Origin of the sequence: Arthrobacter mobilis (assembly GCF_012395835.1) — a bacterium.
Classification (GTDB): Bacteria; Actinomycetota; Actinomycetes; order Actinomycetales; family Micrococcaceae; genus Crystallibacter; species Crystallibacter mobilis.
The window spans coordinates 1-21,213 of sequence record NZ_JAAZSQ010000019.1; the positions used below are offsets into that span (position 1 = coordinate 1).

Annotated in this window: 19 protein-coding genes; 18 read left to right on the top strand and 1 reads right to left on the bottom strand. The window is 70.3% G+C overall.

The genetic code is table 11. The features are described 5' to 3' along the window. The first annotated feature begins 125 nt into the window (after positions 1-125). The 6 genes from HGG74_RS16270 (at position 126) to HGG74_RS16295 (ending at position 6,825) form a co-directional block, all read left to right on the top strand. On the top strand, positions 126-1,658 hold the full coding sequence (locus tag HGG74_RS16270) for a hypothetical protein (RefSeq protein WP_168488043.1): 1,533 nt from the start codon (positions 126-128) through the stop codon (positions 1,656-1,658). A gap of 57 nt (positions 1,659-1,715) precedes the next feature. Further along, positions 1,716-2,036 (top strand): YciI family protein, encoded by a 321-nt coding sequence (locus HGG74_RS16275; RefSeq protein WP_168488045.1) that lies wholly within the window; start codon positions 1,716-1,718, stop codon positions 2,034-2,036. A 59-nt stretch (positions 2,037-2,095) separates the two neighbouring features. Continuing rightward, positions 2,096-3,262, top strand: a complete 1,167-nt coding sequence (ispG, locus tag HGG74_RS16280) for a flavodoxin-dependent (E)-4-hydroxy-3-methylbut-2-enyl-diphosphate synthase (protein WP_168488047.1) — start codon at positions 2,096-2,098, stop codon at positions 3,260-3,262. Next, a complete protein-coding gene (locus HGG74_RS16285; RefSeq protein ID WP_312856872.1) occupies positions 3,216-4,154 on the top strand; it encodes a GNAT family N-acetyltransferase in 939 nt (312 codons plus the stop codon). Before ispG ends, HGG74_RS16285 begins: the two co-directional genes overlap by 47 nt. 65 nt (positions 4,155-4,219) lie before the next feature. Next, positions 4,220-6,019 carry a proline--tRNA ligase gene (locus HGG74_RS16290; protein WP_168488049.1) on the top strand — a complete coding sequence of 600 codons (1,800 nt, stop codon included), beginning with the start codon at positions 4,220-4,222 and terminating at the stop codon, positions 6,017-6,019. Between the two features lie 62 nt (positions 6,020-6,081). Further along, positions 6,082-6,825 (top strand): sulfite exporter TauE/SafE family protein, encoded by a 744-nt coding sequence (locus HGG74_RS16295; protein WP_376766148.1) that lies wholly within the window; start codon positions 6,082-6,084, stop codon positions 6,823-6,825. Between the two features lie 6 nt (positions 6,826-6,831). Here the strand turns inward: HGG74_RS16295 and HGG74_RS22165 are convergent, their stop codons facing one another. Beyond that, entirely contained in the window at positions 6,832-7,899 is a 1,068-nt protein-coding gene (locus HGG74_RS22165; RefSeq protein ID WP_168488053.1) for a DUF4439 domain-containing protein, read from the bottom strand. Between the two features lie 179 nt (positions 7,900-8,078). Here HGG74_RS22165 and rimP point away from each other — a divergent pair, with 179 nt between their 5' ends. The 12 genes from rimP (at position 8,079) to HGG74_RS16360 (ending at position 21,196) form a co-directional block, all read left to right on the top strand. Next, the gene (gene rimP, locus HGG74_RS16305; protein WP_312856874.1) at positions 8,079-8,675 is read left to right on the top strand and encodes a ribosome maturation factor RimP; all 597 of its coding nucleotides are present in this window, start codon (positions 8,079-8,081) and stop codon (positions 8,673-8,675) included. A gap of 1 nt (position 8,676) precedes the next feature. Next, positions 8,677-9,654 (top strand): transcription termination factor NusA, encoded by a 978-nt coding sequence (gene nusA / locus HGG74_RS16310; protein ID WP_168488057.1) that lies wholly within the window; start codon positions 8,677-8,679, stop codon positions 9,652-9,654. 59 nt (positions 9,655-9,713) lie between these two features. After that, a complete protein-coding gene (locus HGG74_RS16315; RefSeq protein ID WP_168488058.1) occupies positions 9,714-10,055 on the top strand; it encodes a YlxR family protein in 342 nt (113 codons plus the stop codon). Between the two features lie 153 nt (positions 10,056-10,208). After that, positions 10,209-13,139 (top strand): translation initiation factor IF-2, encoded by a 2,931-nt coding sequence (gene infB / locus HGG74_RS16320; RefSeq protein ID WP_168488060.1) that lies wholly within the window; start codon positions 10,209-10,211, stop codon positions 13,137-13,139. A gap of 187 nt (positions 13,140-13,326) precedes the next feature. Next, positions 13,327-13,851 carry a 30S ribosome-binding factor RbfA gene (gene rbfA, locus HGG74_RS16325; RefSeq protein ID WP_168488061.1) on the top strand — a complete coding sequence of 175 codons (525 nt, stop codon included), beginning with the start codon at positions 13,327-13,329 and terminating at the stop codon, positions 13,849-13,851. Between the two features lie 49 nt (positions 13,852-13,900). Next, positions 13,901-14,854, top strand: coding sequence for a tRNA pseudouridine(55) synthase TruB (gene truB, locus HGG74_RS16330; protein ID WP_312856875.1), 954 nt, complete (start codon positions 13,901-13,903; stop codon positions 14,852-14,854). Then, the gene (locus tag HGG74_RS16335; protein ID WP_168488064.1) at positions 14,851-15,225 is read left to right on the top strand and encodes a hypothetical protein; all 375 of its coding nucleotides are present in this window, start codon (positions 14,851-14,853) and stop codon (positions 15,223-15,225) included. The genes truB and HGG74_RS16335 overlap by 4 nt, the downstream gene beginning before the upstream one ends. Before the next feature lie 39 nt (positions 15,226-15,264). Further along, positions 15,265-15,738: a hypothetical protein gene (locus HGG74_RS16340; protein ID WP_168488066.1), complete on the top strand. Its 474-nt coding sequence runs from the start codon at positions 15,265-15,267 to the stop codon at positions 15,736-15,738. Positions 15,739-15,840: 102 nt separating this feature from the next. Further along, entirely contained in the window at positions 15,841-16,821 is a 981-nt protein-coding gene (locus HGG74_RS16345) for a bifunctional riboflavin kinase/FAD synthetase (protein WP_312856876.1), read from the top strand. Positions 16,822-16,995: 174 nt separating this feature from the next. Continuing rightward, entirely contained in the window at positions 16,996-17,265 is a 270-nt protein-coding gene (rpsO, locus tag HGG74_RS16350; protein WP_168488070.1) for a 30S ribosomal protein S15, read from the top strand. Between the two features lie 278 nt (positions 17,266-17,543). Beyond that, positions 17,544-19,820 carry a polyribonucleotide nucleotidyltransferase gene (locus HGG74_RS16355; RefSeq protein WP_246262963.1) on the top strand — a complete coding sequence of 759 codons (2,277 nt, stop codon included), beginning with the start codon at positions 17,544-17,546 and terminating at the stop codon, positions 19,818-19,820. 2 nt (positions 19,821-19,822) lie between these two features. After that, a complete protein-coding gene (locus HGG74_RS16360; protein ID WP_168488072.1) occupies positions 19,823-21,196 on the top strand; it encodes a M16 family metallopeptidase in 1,374 nt (457 codons plus the stop codon). Positions 21,197-21,213: the final 17 nt, after the last annotated feature.

The following is a 21,213-nucleotide window of genomic DNA, read 5'->3' on the forward strand; positions in this document are numbered from 1 at the left end:
ACGCCGGGTATCACCAATGTCCGTGGTCAGTACAGCTAGCGCCTAAGCCGCCTCCCACCGCTCGCCCGCTCGCGGCGGGGCCCTCGTCGGCTTAGGCTGGCAGCAGGACCGGCGAAAGGGGCGCAATGACGAGCACAGCAGGATCCGGACGACTGCGCCTGCGGCGGCTGCTGGCGGCAGCAGGCCTCGCCGCGTCGCTGCTGTTGTCCGGCTGCACCGGGTCCGCCCCGGCGGGCGAGACCGGTGCTGCAGGCCCGGCAGGTAAGCCGCAGCGCAATCCGGACCAGGTGTACCTGCGCACTGCACCGGCCGCACCGCAGCTGCTCACCGGCAGCGATGCCGAGGCGGCGCTGGCCGCCAGCGCCGCCCTGTTCGAGACCAGCCCGCTGGCCGTGGCCGCCGCCGCGGACGATGCCGCCGCCATCGCCGCCGGGGCGGAGGAGGCGGTGTCCCTGGGCGTGCCGCTGCTGCTCTCCGGCGGCGGCCTGGCCGCCGAACTGCGCCGGCTGCAGGTCCGCGAGGTCAAGGTCCACGGCCGGCCCGAGGGCGGCTGGGAACCGCTGCTGGACGGGATCCGGATGCTCGGGGCCCAGGATCCGGTCCGGGCCCCGGTCGCGGCCGCGGCGGCGCCGGCCTGGTCGGTGCTGCTGGGGCACGAGGCCCGCAGCCTGCCGGCGACCAGGGCAGTGGTGGCGGCCTCGGGGGCACGCATGCACACGGACCCGGCAGCGGATCCCCGGCAGGATCCGGAGACCGTTGCCTTCCTGCGCCAGGCCCCGGAGAACAGCGTGCTGGGCATCGGTGCCTCGTTCGGCAGCCCGGCCGAATTCGGCGAGCGCGTGCAGGCCGCGCTGACCGTGCCCGAACTGCCTGGCGGCGGCCTGCTGGCCTTTCCTGCCCGGCGGATGGTGGCCCTGTACGGGCATCCGTCGGGCCCGGCGCTGGGGGCCTTGGGGGAGCAGGGGATCGACGCCGCCATCGGGAGGGTGAAAAAACTCGCCGCCAGCTACCAGCAGTACAGCCGCGAGCCGGTGATCCCGGCCTTCGAGATCATCGCCTCGGTGGCCTCCGCCTCGCCGGGGGCCGATGGCAGGTACTCGAGCCTGAGCGATCCGGAGGAACTGCGGCCCTGGGTCGAGGCCGCCGGCGAGGCGGGTGTGTACGTGGTGCTGGACCTGCAGCCCGGACGCACCGACTTCCCCACGCAGGCCAAGCACTATGCGGAGCTGCTGGCCCTGCCGCACGTGGGCCTGGCCCTGGATCCGGAGTGGCGGCTGGCAGCAGGCCAGCGCCACATGGAACAGATCGGCTCGGTGGATGCGGCCGAGATCAACAAGGTTTCCGGATGGCTGGCCCGGCTGACCCGGGAACACAACCTGCCGCAGAAGGTGCTGATCATCCACCAGTTCCGCCAGGACATGGTCCGCAACGAGCACCGCGTGGACACCTCGCACGAGGAACTGGCGGTGGTGGTGCATGCGGACGGCCACGGGACGGCCGGGCAGAAGATGGAAACCTGGAACAGCCTGCTGCAGGTGGCGCCCAGGGGGGTGTGGATGGGCTGGAAGAACTTCTACGACGAGGACAAGCCCACCTTCACCCCGCGGCAGACCTACCGGGACGTGGACCCGGCGCCCTGGTTCGTCTCCTACCAGTGAACAGCGGGCAGTGAGCAGCGGCCGGGGCGCCGCGGTCCGGTTGGTATGGTGGGGGCCATGAGTGTTTTTGCTGTGGAGTACGTTTACGCCCCCGGATCCGAGGCAGGCCGGGACGAGCACCGGCCCGCCCACCGCGCCTGGCTGAAGGCCTTCGTCGAGTCCGGCCGGCTGCTGGCCTCCGGACCGTTCGCCGACGGCGAGGGCGCCCTGCTGCTGTTCACCGCCGAGTCCGAGGCCGCGCTGCTGGAGGAGCTCAAGCAGGACCCCTTCAATGTGAACCAGCTCGTTTCCGGGCTGAAGGTCACCGAGTGGGTGCCGGTCACCGGGGCTTTCGCGGACTACGTCCAGCCGCAGGCAGCAGGGGATAATAAAAGCTGACGGTCCGTTGAGGATGGTCAATTGAGGACGAACAGCCTGCAAGGCTCATGGAGGACTACGTGACTTCGGTCAATCTTGGAATGCCGGCCCCGCCGCCGCCCGTGCTCGCCCCGCGCCGGAAGACGCGGCAGATCAAGGTCGGGTCCGTGGGCGTCGGCTCGGAATCGCCGGTGAGCGTCCAGTCCATGACCACCACCCCCACCACAGACATCAATGCCACGCTGCAGCAGATCGCCGAGCTGACCGCCGCCGGCTGCGACATCGTGCGCGTGGCCTGCCCCAGCGCCGACGACGCCGAGGCGCTGCCGATTATTGCCAGGAAGTCCAAGATCCCGGTGATCGCGGACATCCACTTCCAGCCGAAGTACGTCTTCGCGGCCATCGACGCCGGCTGCGCCGGGGTCCGCGTCAATCCGGGCAACATCCGCAAGTTCGACGACCAGGTCAAGGAGATCGCCCAGGCCGCCAGGGACGCCGGTGTGTCCATCCGGATCGGCGTGAATGCCGGGTCGCTGGATCCGCGGCTGCTGCGCAAGTACGGCAAGGCCACGCCCGAGGCGCTGGTGGAATCGGCGGTCTGGGAGGCCTCTTTGTTCGAGGAACATGGCTTCCACGACTTCAAGATCTCCGTCAAGCACAACGACCCGGTGGTCATGGTCAGGGCCTACGAGCTGCTGGCCGAGCGCGGGGACTGGCCGCTGCACCTGGGCGTGACCGAGGCCGGCCCGGCCTTCCAGGGCACCATCAAGTCCGCCACCGCCTTCGGCGCGCTGCTCTCGAAGGGCATCGGGGACACCATCCGCGTCTCGCTCTCGGCCCCGCCCGTGGAGGAGATCAAGGTGGGCAACCAGATCCTGCAGTCGCTGAACCTGCGCCCGCGCAAGCTCGAGATCGTCTCCTGCCCGTCCTGCGGCCGCGCCCAGGTGGACGTCTACACGCTGGCCGAGCAGGTCACCAAGGGGCTGGAAGGCATGACGGTGCCGCTGCGCGTGGCCGTCATGGGCTGCGTGGTCAACGGCCCGGGCGAGGCCCGCGAGGCGGACCTGGGCGTGGCCTCCGGCAACGGCAAGGGCCAGATCTTTGTGAAGGGCCAGGTCATCAAGACTGTCCCGGAGGACCAGATTGTTGAGACACTCATTGAAGAAGCAATGAGGATTGCTGAGGAAATGGGGAACGCCGATGGCGAAAATGCTGTCAAGGGTAGCCCCGTGGTTAACGTCGGCTAGCCAGCGCGGTCCCGCCCCCGGTGCCCCCGCCAGCAGCGCCGCCGGGGCCGGGACGGGGGAGCACATCCGCCCGCTCACCGATGCGGACACCGCCGCCCTGTGGTCCCTGGTCCGCCCGGATCCGGTGGCGAACGTGTTCATGGCCGCCCACCTGGAGAGTGCCGGGACGGCCGGACCTACCCCGTCCGGGGCCCGGATCCTGGGCTATTTCGACGACGGCGGCGCGCTGGCGGGCGCCTGCTGGGCCGGCGTCAACGTGGTGCCGGTGGGCCTGGACGCCGGGCGCGGCGCGCAGATGGGCGGCTTCCTGGCCGCGGCCAACCGGCATGTTTCCTCGATCTTCGGTCCGGCCGAAGGCGTGCTCGGGATCTGGTCCACCCTGCAGCACAGCAGCGCCCGGCCCTTCGACATCCGCCCGGACCAGCCGCTGATGGAGCTGCGCGGCACCCCCGCCGTGGCTCCGGATCCGGACCTGCGCTTCTCCACGGCCGAGGACCTGGAGGCGCTGATCCCGGCCTGCGTGGCGATGTTCGAGGAGGAGGTCGGCTATTCGCCGCTGGCCGGCGGCGGGGCGCACTACCGGCAGCGGGTGAAGTCGCTGATCGAACGAGGGCACTCGGTGCTGTGCCGGAACGCGGCGGGCGAGGTGGTCTTCAAGGCCGAACTGGGCAACGTCTCCGCCGATGCCGTGCAGATCCAGGGCGTCTGGATGAACCCGGCCTACCGCGGCCAGGGCCGGGCCGCGGCCTGCATGGCCGCCGTCGTCGAACTCTCCCGGCGCTACGCGCCGGTGGCGAGCCTGTACGTCAACGACTACAACCACCGGGCCCTGGCCGCCTACCGCCGCGTGGGCTTCGAACAGGTCGGAACCTTCGCGACGATTCTCTTCTAGCCGGGCGCGAACCGTAGGATTGGATACTGATTCCTTCCCACCGAGCGACGAAACGGATTCCCAGCGTGATCCTCCGACTCTCCACCCTGTTCCTGCGCACCCTGCGCGAAGATCCCGTCGACGCCGAGGTGGCCAGCCACAAGCTGCTCGTCCGCGCCGGCTACATCCGCCGCGCCGCGCCGGGCATCTATTCCTGGCTGCCGCTGGGCCTGCGGGTGCTCGGGAAGGTGGAGCAGATCATCCGCGAGGAGATGGCGGCCATCGGTGCCCAGGAGGTGCACTTCCCGGCGCTGCTGCCCAAGGAACCCTACGAGGCCACCAACCGCTGGACCGAGTACGGCGAAGGCATCTTCCGGCTCAAGGACCGCAAGGACGCGGACTACCTGCTGGCGCCCACGCACGAGGAAATGTTCACCCTGCTGGTGAAGGACCTGTACTCCTCGTACAAGGACCTGCCGGTGTGCCTGTACCAGATCCAGACCAAGTACCGGGACGAGGCCCGCCCGCGGGCCGGCCTGCTGCGCGGGCGCGAGTTCATCATGAAGGATTCCTATTCCTTCGATATCGACGACGCCGGCCTGGACGCCAGCTATGCGGCCCACCGGGCCGCGTACCTGAAGATCTTCGAGCGGCTGGGCCTGGAGGTGGTCCCGGTCAAGGCCACCGCCGGGGCGATGGGCGGGTCCAGGAGCGAGGAATTCCTGCACCCGACCGAGGTCGGCGAGGATACCTTCGTGCGCTCGGCCGGCGGCTACGCGGCCAACGTCGAGGCCGTGGCCACCGTCGTGCCGCCGGAGATCGACTACACCGGCGCCCCCGCCGCCGAGGTCAAGGACACCCCGGACACCCCCACCATCGAAACCCTGGTTCAGGCGTCCAACCAGCTGGCCCCGCGCGCGGACCGGCCGTGGACCGCCGCGGACACGCTCAAGAACGTGGTGCTGGCCGTGGACCTGCCCACCGGCGTGCGCCAGCTGGTGGTCATCGGCGTGCCCGGGGACCGCGACGTGGACCTGAAGCGGGTCGAGGCCAACATCGGTTCCTTCCTGCCGGTCGCTGGCGAGATCGTCGTGCAGCCGGCGGGCGAGGAGGACCTGCGCAAGCACCCCGGCCTGGTCAAGGGCTACATCGGTCCGGGCGAGTCGGTGGATGCCGCGGTGCTGGGCAGCACCGGCAAGACCGGGCTGCTGTACCTGGTGGACCCCCGCGTGGTGTCCGGCACCAGCTGGATCACCGGCGCCAACGTGGACGGCAAGCACGTCTTCGGGCTCGTTGCCGGCCGCGACTTCGGCTGGGACGGGGTCATCGAGGCCACCGAGGTCCGGGCCGGGGACGAGGCCCCCGACGGCTCCGGCCCGCTGGAGGCGGCCCGGGGCATCGAGATGGGGCATATCTTCCAGCTGGGCCGCAAGTACGCCGAGGCCCTGGGCCTGCAGGTGCTCGATGCCAACGGCAAGCTGACCACCGTGACGATGGGTTCCTACGGCGTCGGGGTGACCCGGGCCGTGGCGGCGCTGGCCGAGACCTACCACGACGACAAGGGCCTGACCTGGCCGCGCAGTGTGGCGCCGGCCGATGTGCACGTGGTGGCAACCGGCAAGGGCTCCGAGGTCTTCGAGGCCGCTGCCGTCCTCTCCGAGGAGCTGGAGGCGGCCGGCCTCGAGGTGATCTACGACGACCGCCCGAAGGTTTCCCCGGGCGTGAAGTTCTCCGATGCCGAACTGCTCGGCGTGCCCACCATCCTGGTGGTCGGCCGCGGCCTGGCCGACGGCGTCGTCGAGGTCAAGGACCGCGCCACCGGCCAGGCGCAGAACGTGGCGCTGGGGGAGGCCGTGGCGCACGTGGCTGCCCTGGCCGGGAAGTGATTCCCGGCCTGGAAGTCTTAGGACTCGAGGGACTTACACCCGCCACGGCCACCCTCGTGGTCGTGGCGGGTTTCTGCGCAGGCTGGGTGGACGCGGTGGTCGGCGGGGGCGGGCTGATCCAGCTGCCCGCATTGCTGCTGGTCCCCGGCATCAGCCCGGTCCAGGCGCTGGCGACGAACAAGCTGGGCTCGATCTTCGGCACCACCACCAGCTCCATCACCTACTTCCGCCGGGCCAAGCCGGATCTGCGGACAGCCCTGCCGATGGCCGGCATCGCCCTGGCCGGCAGCTTCTGCGGAGCCATCCTGGCCACGTCGCTGCCGGCCGCGGTGTTCAAGCCGGTCATCATCGCCGCGCTGGCCATCGTCGCCGTGTTCACCGCGCTGCATCCCACGGCCGGCACCCTCACGCAGCTGCGCCACTCCGGGGCCCGGCACTTCGGCACCGCCGGCGGCATCGGACTGGTGATCGGGTTCTACGACGGGCTGATCGGCCCGGGCACCGGGTCGTTCCTGGTCATCGGGATGGTGGCGCTGCTTGGCTACAGCTTCCTGGCCGCCAGCGCCAAGGCCAAGATCGTCAACATGGCCACCAACCTAGGTGCGCTGCTGTATTTCCTGCCGCACGGTTCCCTGCTGTGGGGCCTGGGCCTGCTCCTGGGGATGGCCAATATGGCCGGCGGCTACGTGGGAGCCAGGACGGCGTTGACCCGGGGCAGCAGGTTCGTCCGGGTGGTCTTCCTGCTGGTGGTGGCGGTGCTGATCGTCAAGCTCGGCTGGGACGTACTGCAGGAGAACTCCGGGTAGGCCTGCCTAGGGCAGGGCCTGCCCCCGGACCTGGATTCCCGGCGCCGCGGGCACGGCTCCGGCGGTGTCGGCGATGCGCAGGGTGGCACCCAGCAGGCCGGCGCTGGCCTGCGCGCGGACCGCCCCGCCGCTGAAGGCGACCAGGTCCGCGAAGGCGGCGGCTGCCGCGGCCTCCGCGTCCGCCAGGACCGGGCCCGGCGTGGCGGACAAGCCGGCGGGCAGCTGCCAGGCAGCTTCTGCGGGCGGCACCTTGACGCACAGGCCGGCGGCAATGCCCTCCCAGCGTTCGATCAGTTCCCGGTGCTGCAGGTAGCGCTTGCGGGCGGCCTGGCCGGCCGCGCCGGCCAGCCGCGGCAGCGCGGCTTCGTAGGCGTAGGCCAGCTTCCGTTCGCTGACGACGACGGCGGCCAGGGCGTCCGCCGTCGTCGGCCTGCCGCCGGAGGGTTCCGCCGCGCCGCGGGTACCGCCGGGGCCGGAACAGGAGGCGGCCCAGCTTGCCGGGGCCGGCTGCCAGGGGCGCGGCAGGTCCTCGGGGGTACCGGTTTCCCGCTGCAGCAGCCGGGCCTGCGCGTAGCCGGCGGCACCGGCGGACGCCAGCAGCCGGGCCAGGCCCGGCTCCACCTCCTGGGCGGTGCCGAGCATCCAGCGGGAGGCGGCCGCGAGCCGGCTGACGGATTCGCCCAACCCGCCCGGCGGGCGCGCCGGCTGCCCGGAGGGCGCCGCCGGTGCCGTGCCGGGCTGCTGCGTTTCCAGCGCGAACAGCTGCGCCTGGCGGGAGAGCAGCACCGAGGTGTCCATGAGCACCTGCCCGCTGCGGCCCGCGGCGAGGGCTTCGAAGCCGGCGGCCAGGTCCAGCAGCTCTGCACGGGCCTGGCTCCGGGCCTGCTCGGTGGTGTCCACCGGCGCCGTGCCGGGGGCCGGACCGGTGACGACGGTGCCCAGGGTGAGGACCAGGACGCCGGCGAGCAGCAGGAGCAGGAACCGGCCGATACGGTGCCCGATGCGGCGGCCGGTGCGGGACGCTGCCTGCGGCACCGGGTCCGCCGGGACCGGCGGCTTGGCTCTGGAATTCACAACAGTCGATGATCTCACGCGCCCGGGCCCGGGCGCATCTGCGGGCCGGCAGACCCGCTCCGGGCAGGGGCAGGCGGCAGGGCCCGTGTCAACGGCCGCGCCAATTGTGGCTAATCTAGTAGCTACACCACATACCCATCGGGGAGGCAGCAATGGCGGATCGGCCCGGTCATTCCGGCATGTTCAAATCCGGAAGGCCATCCGGTACCGATACCCAGGCGGAAGCCGCCCGGCTCGAAGAATACCTGGGGCCCACCGTGGCCGCCAGCAACCTGTACCTGGAAGGCGTCGAGGTCCGCGTCGCCGGTTCGCAGCGGACCGTGCACGTGATCGTGGACCTGCCCGAGGACCAGACCGGGGGCGTGAGCCTGGACATGATCTCCGAGGTCTCGCGGACCCTGTCCAAGGCCCTCGACGACGATCCGGAGGACAGCGGCCGGCCGTACGAGCTCGAGGTCTCCTCGCCGGGGGTCGGCCGGCCGCTGACTGCCCCGCGGCACTGGCGCCGCAACCTCGGACGGATGGTCAAGGTGCGGGTCCGGCAGGGCGAGGACGTCACGGGCCGGGTGCTGGCCGTGGACGACGACGCGGTGACGGTCCGTCCGGACCTTCCGGCCCGGAAGGGCATGAAGCCGAAGCCGGGGGAGCCGGTGCGGATCCCCTTCGGAAATATCCGGTCGGGCAAAGTGGAAATAGAATTCAGCCATCTGGATGACGAGCTGGCCGCAGCCGGCGAACCTGGCGGCACAGTGGATCTTGAGAACGAGGAGGCCTGACATGGATATCGACATGAGCGCGCTGCGGTTGCTGGAACGCGAACGCGAAATCCCGTTGGACCTGCTCATCCCCACCATCGAGCAGGCGCTGCTGGTGGCCTACCACAAGACCCCCGGGTCGATCCAGCAGGCCCGGGCCGAACTGGACCGCAAGAGCGGGCACGTGACCATCTGGGCGTCCGAAATCGACGAGGACGGCACGGTGGTCGGCGAGTTCGACGACACGCCCAACGGCTTCGGCCGGATCGCCGCGTCCACGGCGCGCCAGATCATCCTGCAGCGCCTGCGCGACGCCGAGGACGACAACGTGCTCGGTGCCTTCCGCGGCAAGGAAGGCGAACTGGTCTCCGGCCTGATCCAGCAGGGGCACAATCCCAACATGGTCCAGGTGGATCTGGGCACCGTGGAGGCCGTGCTGCCGCCGCCGGAGCAGGTGCCGGGGGAGAACTACCGGCACGGCACCCGGCTGCGTGCCTACGTGGTGGACGTGCACCGCGGGATGAAGGGGCCTTCCATCACGCTGTCCCGCTCCCATCCGGGGCTGGTCCGCAAGCTCTTCGAACTGGAAGTGCCCGAGATCGCGGACAACTCGGTGGAGATCGTGGCGCTGGCCCGCGAGGCCGGGCACCGCACCAAGATCGCGGTGCGGGCCAAGGCGCCCGGCCTCAACGCCAAGGGTGCCTGCATCGGCGAAATGGGCTCGCGCGTGCGCGCCGTGATGACGGAACTGAACGACGAGAAGATCGACATCGTCGATTACAGCGACGATCCGGCAACCTTCATCGCCAACGCGCTCTCGCCTTCGAGGGTCACGTCCGTCACGATCACCGACGCCGATGCCCGGTCCGCCCGCGTGGTGGTACCGGATTATCAGCTGTCGCTGGCGATCGGCAAGGAGGGGCAGAACGCCCGCCTGGCCGCCAAACTGACCGGCTGGCGCATCGATATTGTCTCCGACGCCGCGGCCGCCCGCGGTTGAGTCCGGGAGCCTGTCCGGGCCCGGTTCGTGGCCCGGGCGGTGAAGGCGGTAGAATATCCATGGCCAGATTTCCCGACGCGCAAAAGCCGGTCCGGGCTGCGGTAGTTCCGCAGCGAACCTGCATCGGCTGCCGGCGCCGGGATGCTCAGGCCGATTTGCTGCGGCTGGCAGTCACAGCGGCGGACGGCGCCAGCGCCGTCGTCGTGGACGAAGGCCGCCGTCTGCCCGGCCGGGGTGCGTGGCTGCATCCCGATCCGGACTGCATGGCCTTGGCCGTGAAACGGCGGGCGTTCGGCAGGGCCTTCCGGGCCCGTGTCGACAGCAGCGCCGTGGAGAGCTACTTCCACGCGCATCCAACCCCCAACCTGAAAGCGGGTCAGAAACCGATGGAAACCCGATGAGTGCCAAGCGATGAGCGCGCAGCAATGACACCTTTGTTGTGCGCTGCCCATGGCCGGACTGTGGCGTGCATGCACGCCGTGCCTGGCCACAGCAAGAATTAGACGGTTCGTACCCGGCAGGCCTGCCTCGGTGCGGACCGAGACAGGAGAAATGTGGCCAAGGTCCGCGTACACGAGCTCGCCAAGGAGCTCGGTATCACCTCTAAAGACGCAGTTGCCAAACTGCAGGAGCTGGGCGAGTTCGTCCGTTCCGCCTCATCCACCATCGAGGCGCCCGTCGTGAAGAAGCTTCGCGACGCGTTCCCGGCCGGCGGCAGCAAGGCTGCCCCGGCTCCCGCCCGGGCCCCGCAGGCTGCGCCGAAGCCGGCACCTGCGGCCCCCGCCCCCGGCGCCCCTGCGGAAGCCCCGGCTGCCAGGCCGTTGCCGGCCCCCGCTGCTCCGGCAGCTCCGGCCGCCGCGGCACCGGCTCCGGCTGCTCCGGCCAGGCCGGCCGCCCCGGCTCCGGCAGCGCCCGCTCCTGCGGCACCGGCCAAGCCTGCTGCTGCGGCTCCGGCCAGGCCGGCTGCTGCGGCACCGTCTGCTCCGGCACCGTCTGCTCCGGCTCCCGCCGCTGCGCGCGGTGCGGCGCCGGCCAAGCCCGGTGCCGGCGCTCCGCGTCCCGGCGCTCCCGCGCCCCGTCCGGGCGGTCCGCGTCCGGGCAACAACCCCTTCGCGACGTCCCAGGGCATGCCGCGCGGGGGCCGCGACACCGAGCGCGCCCCGCGTCCGGGCAACAACCCCTTCGCTTCCTCCCAGGGCATGCCGCGTCCGGGTGGATCCCGTGACGGCGGTCCGCGTCCCGGAACCCCGGGCCAGGGCGGTCCCCGTCCGGCGGCCGGCCAGGGCGGTCCCCGTCCGGGTGCTCCGCGTCCGGGTGCACCCCGTCCGGGTGCTCCGCGTCCGGCGGCGGGCCAGGGCGGTCCCCGTCCCGGCGGTCCGCGCCCGAACCCGGGCATGATGCCCAACCGCATCGAGCGTCCGGCTCCCGCCGGCCGTCCCGGTGCTCCCGGCCGTCCCGGCGGCGCAGGCCGTCCGGGCGGCGCGCCCGGCGCCGGTGGCGGTGCACCCGCCGGCGGCGGCTTCGGCAAGGGCGGCCGCGGCCGCGGCGGTACCCAGGGCGCCTTCGGCAAGGGAGGCGCCGGCCGCGGCAAGCAGCGCAAGTCCAAGCGCGCCAAGCGCCAGGAACTGGAGCAGATGAGCGCACCGTCGCTGGGCGGCGTGACCGTCCCGCGCGGTGACGGCAACACTGTTGTCCGGCTGCGCCGCGGTTCCTCCATTACCGACTTCGCGGATAAGATCGAGGCCAACCCGGCTGCACTGGTGACCGTGCTGTTCCACCTGGGCGAGATGGCTACCGCCACGCAGTCCCTGGACGAGGAAACGTTCCAGCTCCTCGGCGAGGAGCTGGGCTACAAGATCCAGGTCGTCTCCCCCGAGGACGAGGAGCGCGAGCTGCTGGATTCCTTCGACATCGACCTGGAGGCCGAACTCGAGGCCGAAGGCGACGAGGTCCTGGAGAAGCGCCCCGCCGTCGTCACCGTCATGGGCCACGTGGACCACGGCAAGACCCGGCTGCTGGACGCGATCCGCAACTCCAACGTCGTCGAAGGCGAGCACGGCGGCATCACCCAGCACATCGGTGCCTACCAGATCGCCTTCGAGCACGAGGGGATGCAGCGCAAGATCACCTTCATCGACACCCCGGGCCACGAGGCGTTCACCGCCATGCGTGCCCGTGGTGCCAAGGTCACGGACATCGCCATCCTGGTGGTGGCCGCGGACGACGGCGTCATGCCGCAGACGGTCGAGGCGCTCAACCACGCCCAGGCCGCCGGCGTGCCGATCGTGGTGGCCGTGAACAAGATCGACAAGGAAGGCGCCAACCCGGACAAGATCCGCGGCCAGCTGACCGAGTACGGCCTGGTTCCGGAAGAGTACGGCGGCGACACGATGTTCGTGGACGTCTCCGCACGCCAGCACCTGAACATCGACGAACTGCTCTCGGCGGTGCTGCTGACCGCCGATGCAGCCCTGGACCTGCGGGCCAACCCGAACAAGGACGCCCGTGGTATCGCGATCGAAGCGAACCTGGACAAGGGCCGCGGTGCGGTTGCCACCGTGCTGGTGCAGTCCGGAACGCTGCATGTCGGGGATACCATTGTCGCCGGCATTGCCCACGGCCGTGTCCGGGCCATGTTCGACGAGAACGGCGAACCGGTGGAGGCGGCGGATCCGTCGCGTCCGGTGCAGGTCCTGGGCCTGTCCACTGTGCCGCGGGCCGGCGACACCTTCCTGGTCACCGACGACGAGCGCACCGCACGCCAGATCGCCGAGAAGCGTGAAGCCGCCGACCGCAACGCCGCCCTGGCCAAGCGCCGGAAGCGGATCAGCCTGGAGGACTTCGACAAGGCCGTGGCCGAGGGCAAGGTTGACACCCTCAACCTCATCCTCAAGGGCGACGTGTCCGGTGCGGTCGAAGCGCTCGAGGACTCGCTGCTCAAGATCGATGTGGGCGAGGACGTGCAGCTGCGCGTTATCCACCGCGGTGTCGGCGCCATTACGCAGAACGACGTCAACCTGGCGACGGTGGACAACGCCATCATCATCGGCTTCAACGTCAAGCCTGCCGAGAGGGTGGCCGAACTGGCCGACCGTGAAGGCGTTGACATGCGCTTCTACTCGGTCATCTACGCCGCCATCGACGACATCGAACTGGCGCTGAAAGGCATGCTGAAGCCGGAGTACGAAGAGGCGCAGCTCGGCACCGCCGAGGTCCGCGAAATCTTCCGGTCTTCCAAGTTCGGAAACATCGCCGGTTCCATCGTGCGCTCGGGCACCATCCGCCGTAACTCCAAGGCGCGCGTTACCCGCGACGGCAACATCATCGGTGAGAACCTCACCGTGGAGTCGCTCAAGCGGTTCAAGGACGACGCGACCGAGGTCCGCGAAGGATTCGAGTGCGGTATCGGCCTTGGATCGTTCAACGACCTCAAGGAAGGCGACATCATCGAAACCTACGAGATGCGCGAGAAGCCGCGCGTCTGAGTGGGGTATTCCCGCCCCACTCGGTAATTGATGGCGGCGGACGGCTTGCATACGGCAGCCGTCCGCCGCCGTCGTTCCCGACGTGAAGCGGCAGGGGTTCCCGCCCCGGGTATGCGAGGGGCGGGGCAGCCGCTGAACGGAACCGGGACTGGTAATTTTTGCAAGCAAGGAACCACAAGGAGGGGCCATGGCAGATCCGGCACGCGCCGCACGGCTGGCACAGCGCATCAAGGTAGTGGTTGCCCAGGCACTGGGCAAGCGGGTCAAGGACCCGCGGGTGGACAGCATTACGATCACCGACGCGCGGGTGACCAACGACCTGCAGCACGCCACCGTCTACTACACCGTCTACGGCGACGACGAGGCCCAGCAGGGCGCCCGCGCCGCCCTGGAGAAGGCCAAGGGCGTGCTGCGCAGCGAGGTCGGCCGCAACATCACCGCCCGCCTGACCCCGACCCTGGAGTTCGTTCCGGACGAGGTCCCGGTCAATGCCGGCCAGATCGAGGAGCTGCTGCGCAAGGCCCGGGCGCGGGATGCCGAGGTGGCGGCCCTGGCACAGGGCGCCGCCTTCGCCGGCGAGGCCGACCCGTACAAGAACGCCGAGTCCGGCGAGGACTATGAGGAGGCCGACGACGACGACAGCCTGCCCGGCGAGGGCGGGGAGCACGCCGGGGACCCCGGGGACGGCGGGGACGCGGATCAGCGCCGCTGACGCCCCCGCGCGTCCGGAGCCCCGGGTTCGACGCCATATACTGAAAGGCGTGGATTCGGGGCAAGCATCGGGACAGCCGGCAGGACAGGTGGCCGTCCAGGCCCGGTCGGGACTGGTGATAGTGGACAAGCCGCAGGGATGGACCAGCCACGATGTGGTCGGCCGCCTGCGGCGGCTGGCAGGGACCCGGAAGGTCGGCCATGCCGGCACCCTGGACCCGATGGCCACCGGAGTGCTGGTGGTCGGGATCAACCGGGCCACCCGGCTGCTGACCTACATTGTCGGCGCCGCCAAGACCTACACGGCCACGATCAGGCTCGGCCAGTCCACCGTCACCGACGACGCCGAGGGCGCGGTGCTGACCGAAACGATCGCCGCCGCGGTGACCGGGGAGGCCATCCGGCAGGCTGCCGCGGCGCTGACGGGCGAGATCAGCCAGGTGCCCAGCAGTGTCTCGGCCATCAAGATCAACGGCGAACGCTCCTACGCCCGGGTCCGGTCCGGGGAAACGGTGCAGCTGCAGGCCCGTCCGGTGACCGTGCACCGGTTCGACATCCACGACATCCACCGGGTCCGCGGCGGCAGGCTGCTGGACGTGGACGTGACGGTGGAATGCTCCTCCGGCACCTACGTGCGGGCCCTGGCCCGGGACTTGGGCTCGGCCCTGGGCGTGGGCGGGCACCTGACGGCGCTGCGCCGCACCCGCGTGGGCCCCTTCGGCATCGAGGCGGCCGCCACGCTGGAGGAACTGGCTTCAGACCTGAGGGTCCTGGACCTGGACGATGCCGCACGGGTACTGTTCCCGGTCCGCGAACTCGATGCGGCCGAGGCCCTGGACCTGTCCCATGGCCGGCGGATCGGCGCGGGGGAGCCGGCCGCCGCGGGGGCGCCGCCGGCGGCGGCCTTCGCCCCCGACGGGCGCCTGGTGGCGCTGCTGCAGAACCGCGGCAGCGAGGCCCGGCCGCTGCTGGTCTTCGCCCCGGGGCAGGAAGCCCAGCGGTGATCGTCGACGGCTTCTTCATTGCCGGGGCCGTCGTCGCGCTGGTGTCGGCCCTGGTCTGCGTCGCCGCTGCCGTGATCCGGCAGCCGCCCAACGACATCACCATCCTCTCGGTGGCGGCGGTGGAGCTGTTCCTGCTGGTCTACGGCACGGCGGCCATCGTCCGCCAGGCGGGCGGCGAGGCCGTTGCCGGCGAGGCGTGGGAGTTCTGGGGCTACTGGGTGACGGCCCTGCTGGTGCCGGTGGCGGCCTTCTGGTGGGCGATCCTGGAACGCAGCCGGTGGAGCAACCTGGTCCTGGGCGCAGCCGGCCTGACGATCATCGTCATGCTGGTGCGGATGGAGCAGATCTGGGACGCGGTGCCGGCGGCCTGAGCAGATCGACAGGACTAAGAACGCAGGATGAAGAAAACGATGAAAGCATCACGGCCGCGGACAGCCCGCGGCGTCCCGGCGGCTACCGGCGGGCCGGCACCGTACCGGTCCAAAGCCAGCGGTCCGGGGCGGCTGCTGGTGGCGGTGTACGGGGTCTTCGCGCTCTCGGCGTCGGCGCGCGCCGGCTACCAGATTGCCACCAAGTTCTCCGAGGCGCCGCTGGCGTACCTGCTCTCGGCCCTGGCCGCCGCGGTCTACGTCGTCGCCACCATCGCCCTGGCCCGCTCCGGCCCGCGCGCCTACTGGCTCTCCGTGGCGGCCGTGGGGGTGGAGCTGGCCGGGGTGCTGGCCGTGGGCCTGTTCAGCCTGCTGGATGCGGCCGCGCTGCCGCACGACACCGTCTGGTCGGGCTTCGGCAAGGGCTACGGGTACGTGCCGCTGGTCCTGCCCGTGGTCGGGCTCTGGTGGCTCTACCGCCACCGTCCCGGCACCGCGGCCGGACGCCGGGGCTGACCCCGGTGTCCGACCAGCAGTTGCTGATCGGCCATAATGGATAGCGGCAGGCGGGAAGACCTGACTCACCGGACCTATCGGACAAGACGCAAGGAGCGTGCTGTGCACTACTGGAATGACCTGGCCGAAGTGCCTTCCGGCTACGGTCCGTCAGTGGTGACGCTGGGCAACTTCGACGGCGTGCACCGCGGCCACCAGCGGGTGCTGGAGACGCTGGTGGAGACCGCTGCCCGGCACGATGCCAAGGCGGTGGCCATTTCCTTCGACCCGCATCCGGCACAGGTCCACCGCCCGGAGACCGCCCCGCCGCAGATCATGGGCCTGCAGGACCGCGTGGAAGCCCTGTCCGAGACCGGGATCGACGCCCTGCTGATGATGCACTACACGCTGGAACTGGCCAGCAACACCCCGGAAGAGTTCGTCCGCACCGTGCTGGTGGAGGCGCTCGGCGTCTGCGCCGTGGTGATCGGCCACGACGTGCGCTTCGGCAAGGACAACACCGGGGACCTGGGCACCATGCAGGAACTGGGGGAGCACTTTGGCTTCGCCGTGTACGTCATCGAGGAATACGGCTCGGACCAGCCCGATGCCCCGGACACCCTGCACGGGGGCCGGCGCTGCTCCTCGACCTGGGTGCGCGAGGCCCTGATGGCCGGCGACGTGGCCACCGCCGCCCAGGTGCTGGGCCGGCTGCACCGCGTGCGCGGGGAAGTGGTGCACGGCGACGCGCGCGGCCGGGACCTGGGCTTTCCCACGGCGAACCTGTCCCCGGACTCCTCCGGGCTGGTGCCGGCCGACGGCGTCTACGCCGGCTGGCTGATCGACGCCTCGGGCCAGCGTTGGCCGGCCGCCATTTCGGTGGGCTCGAACCCCACCTTCGAAGGCGCCAGCCGCCGGGTGGAGGCGCACGTGATCGACCGCCCCGCCGAAGCCGTGGAGGACTTCGATCTGTACGGGCAGACCGTGGTGGTCGAATTCGTCGCCCGGCTGCGCGGCATGGTCGCCTACTCCGGGCTGGACGCGCTGACCGCCCAAATGGCCCTGGACGTCGCCCGGACCCGGGCACTGCTTTCGACAGACTGAGTACCGCACGGTAGACTTGTGTCCAAATTTGGCTGCGGTCCGTGGCGGCTGAATTTCTTTGTGCCTGCCCGCAGTTTCCCGGTACCGTCCGGCTGATTCCTGCCGGCCGCAGGCGCGGAGTACCCGGCAGCGAAGTGTTGTTCGGGCCTCACGGCACAATTTCTAGGAGTTACTGTGGCACTGGACGCCGCTGTCAAGCAGGAAATCATCAAGGCTTACGCCACCCACGAGGGCGACACGGGTTCTCCCGAGGTGCAGATCGCAGTTCTGTCCCGCCGCATCTCGGACCTGACGGAGCACCTGAAGATGCACAAGCACGACCACCACACCCGCCGCGGCCTGATGGCCCTGGTCGGCCGCCGTCGTCGTATGCTCAGCTACCTGCACGACACCGACATCAACCGCTACCGTTCGCTCATCGAGCGTCTCGGCCTGCGCCGCTAGCCGGAAGCGGGGCGGAGCCTGGTACTGGGCGCCGCCCCGCGTCCTGCGGCACAATCAAATAACCGGTTCGTAGAACCGGCACAATTCAATAACCGAAAACAGGAGTGTCCGCACCACGGCATTCGCGGTCCTCGGTAGTGGCCCACGGGAAGCAATCGCCCGTGCGCCTCGATCGAAGACCGGGTGTTGTACAGGTACTGCCGGCCACGCACACGCTCCGGCCGCGCCTGGGCCGGTGCAGGCGCCTCCTGATGATTCAGGAAATGGAGGTGGCTCTCTTGGAGGGTCCCGAAATTCAGTTCTCCGAGGCCGTTATCGACAACGGCCGCTTTGGCCGCCGGGTGGTCCGGTTCGAAACCGGCCGGCTGGCCCAGCAGGCAGCTGGTTCCGCGATGGTCTACATCGACGAAGACACCGCCCTGCTCTCCGCCACAACCGCCGGCAAGTCCCCGCGCGAAGGCTTCGACTTCTTCCCGCTGACCGTGGATGTCGAAGAGCGCATGTACGCCGCCGGCCGCATCCCGGGCTCGTTCTTCCGCCGCGAAGGCAGGCCCTCCACCGAGGCGATCCTGGCCTGCCGCCTGATGGACCGCCCGCTGCGCCCGGCGTTCGTCAAGGGCCTGCGCAACGAGGTTCAGATCGTCGTCACCGTGCTGTCGATCAACCCCGACGTGCTCTACGACGTCGTGGCGATCAATGCCTCCTCGATGTCCACCCAGCTGTCCGGCCTGCCGTTCTCCGGCCCGATCGGCGGCGTCCGCGTCGCCCTGGTCGACGACGGCAATGGCGCCCAGTGGGTGGCCTTCCCGAAGCACTCCGAGCTGGAGAGCGCCGTCTTCAGCATGGTCGTCGCCGGACGTGTTGTTTCCGGCGAGGCCGAAGACGATGTCGCGATCATGATGGTCGAGGCCGAGGCCACCGACAACGCGTGGACCCTGATCAAGGAACAGGGCGCCCCCGCGCCGACCGAAGAGGTCGTGGCCGAGGGCCTGGAGGCCGCCAAGCCGTTCATCCGGGCGCTGTGCGAGGCACAGTCGGACCTGGCCGCCCGCGCCGCCAAGCCCACCGTGGAGTTCCCGGTCTTCCGCGACTACGAGGACGACGTCTTCGCCGCCGTGGAGGCGGACGCTGCCGGCCGGCTGGCCGAGATCTTCTCGATCGCCGACAAGCAGGCCCGCAACGATGCCGCCGACGAGTTCAAGGCCGAGGTGCTCGAGCGCCTGGCCGGCACCGACGAGGCCGCCTTCGCCGGCCGGGAGCGGGAAGTCTCCGCTGCCTTCCAGGCCCTGAGCAAGAAGGTCGTGCGCCAGCGGATCCTCAAGGAGCAGGTCCGCATCGACGGCCGCGGACTGACGGACATCCGCAAGCTGACCGCCGAGGTCGAGGTGCTCCCGCGCGTGCACGGTTCGGCCATCTTCGAGCGCGGCGAGACCCAGATCATGGGCGTGACGACGCTGAACATGCTCAAGATGGAGCAGCAGATCGACTCGCTCTCCCCGGTGACGCACAAGCGCTACATGCACCACTACAACTTCCCGCCCTTCTCCACCGGTGAGACCGGCCGCGTCGGGTCCCCGAAGCGCCGCGAAATCGGCCACGGAGCGCTGGCCGAGCGCGCCCTGGTGCCGGTGCTGCCCAGCCGGGAAGAGTTCCCCTACGCCATCCGCCAGGTCTCCGAGGCCCTCGGCTCCAACGGCTCCACCTCGATGGGCTCGGTCTGCGCCTCCACGCTGTCGATGCTCAACGCGGGCGTGCCGCTGAAGGCACCGGTGGCAGGCATCGCCATGGGCCTGGTCTCGGACCAGGTCGACGGCGAGACCCGCTACGCGGCCCTGACCGACATCCTGGGCGCCGAGGATGCCTACGGCGACATGGACTTCAAGGTGGCCGGCACCGCCGAATTCGTCACCGCGATCCAGCTGGACACCAAGCTCGACGGCATCCCTGCCGCCGTGCTGGCGGCCGCCCTGAAGCAGGCCCGCGAGGCACGCCTGCACATCCTCGGTGTGATCAACGCGGCCATCGACCGTCCGGACGAGCTCTCCGAGTACGCTCCGCGGATCATCTCCGTGAAGATCCCGGTGGACAAGATCGGCGAGGTCATCGGCCCCAAGGGCAAGATGATCAACCAGATCCAGGAGGACACCGGCGCCGACATCTCCATCGAGGACGACGGCACCGTGCTGATCGGGGCTACCGACGGCGCCTCCGCCGAGGCCGCCCGCGCCGCGGTCAACGCCATTGCCAACCCGCAGGTGCCCGAGGTGGGCGAGCGCTACCTGGGTACCGTGGTCAAGACCACGACCTTCGGCGCCTTCGTCTCCCTGACCCCGGGCAAGGACGGCCTGCTGCACATCTCCGAGCTGCGCAAGCTGGCCGGCGGCAAGCGCGTGGACAACGTCGAGGACGTGGTCTCGGTGGGCCAGAAGGTCCAGGTCGAGATCACCAAGATCGACGACCGCGGTAAGCTGTCCCTGTCCCCGGTCGTGGCCGGCGAACCCGGCGAGGGCGAAGAGGCGGAAGCAGCAGCGGAAGCCACGGCAGCAGCCGAGTAACCATGGCAGCCGTCGTCCTGCCGCTGTCCGGCAGCTCCCATAATGCCGACGCCGGCGGGATCGGCGGCGCCGACCCCACCCTGATTCACGGCGAGCCGGGCGGCGCCATCGTGCGCCGCTCGGTGCTGCCCGGGGGAGTGCGCGTGCTCACCGAGGCAATGCCCGGCCAGCGGTCGGCGACGATCGGCTTCTGGGTCGCCGTCGGCTCCCGGGACGAGGCCGAGGGCCAGCACGGCTCGACGCACTTCCTGGAGCACCTGCTGTTCAAGGGCACGCGGCGGCGCACCGCCCTGCAGATCGCCTCGGCCTTCGACGAGGTCGGCGGGGAATCCAATGCGGCCACCGCGAAGGAAAGCACCTGCTACTACGCGCGCGTGCTGGACTCGGACCTGCCGATGGCCATCGACGTCATCGCCGACATGGTCACCTCCGCGGTGCTGGATCCGCAGGAACTCGAACAGGAGCGCGCCGTCATCCTCGAAGAGATCGCCATGGACAATGACGATCCTTCCGATGTCTGCCATGAAATGTTCGTCGCCGCCGTGCTGGCCGGACATCCGCTCGGCCGGCCGATCGGCGGTACCCCCGAGGCCATCCAGGCCGTGCCCCGGGAGGCCGTCTGGGACCATTACCGGCGCTACTACCGGCCGGAGGAACTGGTGGTCACCGCGGCCGGCGGCCTCGACCACGAGCAGGTCTGCGCGCAGGTGCTCGAGGCGCTGCGCCATGCCGGCTGGCATCTGGAGGAGGGCAGGGCCCCGGTGCCCCGGCGCGCCACCGGCAGGGCACGGATCGCCTCGCTGCCGGGGATCCATGTCCACCGCCGCCCGGTGGAGCAGGCCAACATCGTGGTCGGCTGCCAGGGCATCGTGGCCACCGACGAGCGGCGCTTCGTGATGAGCGTGCTCAACGCCGTGCTCGGCGGCGGCATGTCCTCGCGCCTGTTCCAGGAGGTCCGCGAGAAGCGCGGCCTGGTCTACTCCACCTATTCCTTCTCCGGCTCCTACGCCGATGCCGGCTACTTCGGGATGTACGCCGGCTGCTCGCCGTCGAAGACCCGCCAGGTGGTCGAGCTGCTCGGCGCGGAACTGGACAGGCTGGCCGCTGACGGGATCAGCGCCGAAGAACTGCGCAAGGCCGTGGGCCAGCTTTCCGGCGGGATCGTGCTCTCGCTGGAGGACAGCGGGTCGCGCATGTCCCGGCTGGGCCGGGCCGAACTGGTCTCGGGCGAATTCCTCGACGCCGACGAATCCCTGGCCCGCATCCGGGCCGTCACGGCGGAGCAGGTGCAGGAACTGGCCCGGGAACTGGCCGGGGCCCCGCGGACCATCACCGTGGTCGGACCCTTCGACGGCCCGGAAGACTTCGGCATGTAGCAGCCGGCCGCAGGGGC

Excerpts from the sequence above, each read along its gene's own strand:
- HGG74_RS16270 (WP_168488043.1), top strand. The coding sequence starts at position 126 with ATGACGAGCACAGCAGGATCCGGACGACTGCGCCTGCGGCGGCTGCTG.
- HGG74_RS16275 (WP_168488045.1), top strand. The coding sequence starts at position 1,716 with ATGAGTGTTTTTGCTGTGGAGTACGTTTACGCCCCCGGATCCGAGGCA.
- HGG74_RS16285 (WP_312856872.1), top strand. The coding sequence starts at position 3,216 with ATGGCGAAAATGCTGTCAAGGGTAGCCCCGTGGTTAACGTCGGCTAGC.
- rimP (WP_312856874.1), top strand. The coding sequence starts at position 8,079 with ATGTTCAAATCCGGAAGGCCATCCGGTACCGATACCCAGGCGGAAGCC.
- nusA (WP_168488057.1), top strand. The coding sequence starts at position 8,677 with ATGGATATCGACATGAGCGCGCTGCGGTTGCTGGAACGCGAACGCGAA.
- HGG74_RS16315 (WP_168488058.1), top strand. The coding sequence starts at position 9,714 with ATGGCCAGATTTCCCGACGCGCAAAAGCCGGTCCGGGCTGCGGTAGTT.
- rbfA (WP_168488061.1), top strand. The coding sequence starts at position 13,327 with ATGGCAGATCCGGCACGCGCCGCACGGCTGGCACAGCGCATCAAGGTA.
- HGG74_RS16340 (WP_168488066.1), top strand. The coding sequence starts at position 15,265 with ATGAAAGCATCACGGCCGCGGACAGCCCGCGGCGTCCCGGCGGCTACC.
- HGG74_RS16360 (WP_168488072.1), top strand. The coding sequence starts at position 19,823 with ATGGCAGCCGTCGTCCTGCCGCTGTCCGGCAGCTCCCATAATGCCGAC.